Raw genomic sequence first — 1,449 nt, forward strand, 5'->3', positions numbered from 1 at the left:
GTGCCTTCGGCGATGGCTTTTTCCAGCGAGTCCTTGATGCGCTGGATATGGTCAAGGTCATTCAGTTTGCTCATCGTCCATGCCTGTCTGCGCGCCGCTTCAACGCGGTCGTAGAAGTCGGCGGACGGCTCAACACCCCGTGCGCGCAGGTATTCAAACGCTTCCGGGTAACGGGCTTGCAGAGGGTTCATACGATGTCCTTGGCTGCCTGGTAGTAGCCTTGCGCCATCGCCAGCACCATGGCCTGCTCCAGCCAGACGGCGTAGTGCGATGGGTTGTTATCGTCGTAGAGCAGGGCGAGGCGGCGCATCAGGTCGACTTCGTCACTCGCCGCGTTGATGGTCTGCTCGATGGCATCCGCATCAATACTGGCAGGCAGGGTGGCAAGCGCGCGCTGCACACCGTCCTCAACTTCCTGAGCGCCGGGGGTGAGGTGGTTGATCGTACAACAGGCACCGCCGTTCAGAATGGCAGGTGGCACAGCGGCAAGGCTCATGCGCGCTTCTGTCTTCTCGTTCACGGTAAAGTGCTGTGCTTCAAGCCCGTAGTTGTCGAGGTAGTATTGCGCCGTGAAGGTGATGGCGCCGCTGTTAATCAGCGCCACGTCGCGCTCCCAGCGCCCCTTGTCGATGCCTTTCTTGCGCTCGAAGGTGAAGTACACGCCTTCCGGATCTAGCCCGTTCACGGTAAGCAGGCAGTCCACGATGTGGTTGACGCCCGCTTCGCAGAAGGCCAGGTCGCTTTCCAGCAGGCTTTGCGTAAAGCCGTCGTCGGTTTCCTGCGCTGCACGACTGCCGCTGTCCAGTTCCGAGGTGAGGACGCGCCCGGTTAATGTTTTCTGAATACGGCGTATCTGATGGGTCACAAATTTTTGATGTGCCGCACCGTCATTGGTAGCCTCGATAAATTCGATGCTGTCCTGGTCACTGATAGCGACGGTGCCATCAGCCACGGCATTGGCTGCCGCTGCTGCCAGTGCGGCGAGTTCCTGCCGCGCGTCGTCAGAGTTGGCGGTGTTGACCGCGCTCTTGATGACGGTCAGCGGCGAGGCGTGGCGTTCGGCGTAGCGCGACCAAAACTGTTCGCCATAGTTCTTGTTGAACCATGCCCAATAGACGCGCGAGAGCAGGGCATCGCCGTAGGGGTTGTCCTTGTGAACGTTAACGCCGCTGTACAGCACTTTTTCCGGCAGGGTGAGGATTTCTGTGCCGCCCTGTTCCTTGAACATCAGCCCGGCATCGCGCTGTACAAAGCGTTCGATTTTGCGCGGGGCGATACTTTGCACCCGCATGATGCCGTCCGCATCCGCTGCCCAAATGAGCTCGCCCACGCTTGCGCCCAGCCATTTCGCCTGCATGATGATGCGTAGCGCCGCCTCGAAGATGTTGCTGACGGCGTCGTACAGCCACGGGGTGTTGTCCCCTTCCAGACGCCACGGATTGCCGAGGA

Annotated in this window: 2 protein-coding genes; both read right to left on the reverse strand. The window is 60.1% G+C overall.

The features are described 5' to 3' along the window. Positions 1–191, reverse strand: a 191-nt coding sequence (locus Q0562_RS12130) for a hypothetical protein (protein ID WP_298644719.1), incomplete at its 3' end; no start/stop codon positions are given. Continuing rightward, the coding region (locus Q0562_RS12135) for a DUF935 family protein (protein ID WP_298644720.1) at positions 188–1,449 on the reverse strand (1,262 nt) is incomplete at its 5' end. The genes Q0562_RS12130 and Q0562_RS12135, both read right to left, overlap by 4 nt.

This window comes from uncultured Cardiobacterium sp. (assembly GCF_938028825.1).
Classification (GTDB): domain Bacteria; phylum Pseudomonadota; class Gammaproteobacteria; order Cardiobacteriales; family Cardiobacteriaceae; genus Cardiobacterium.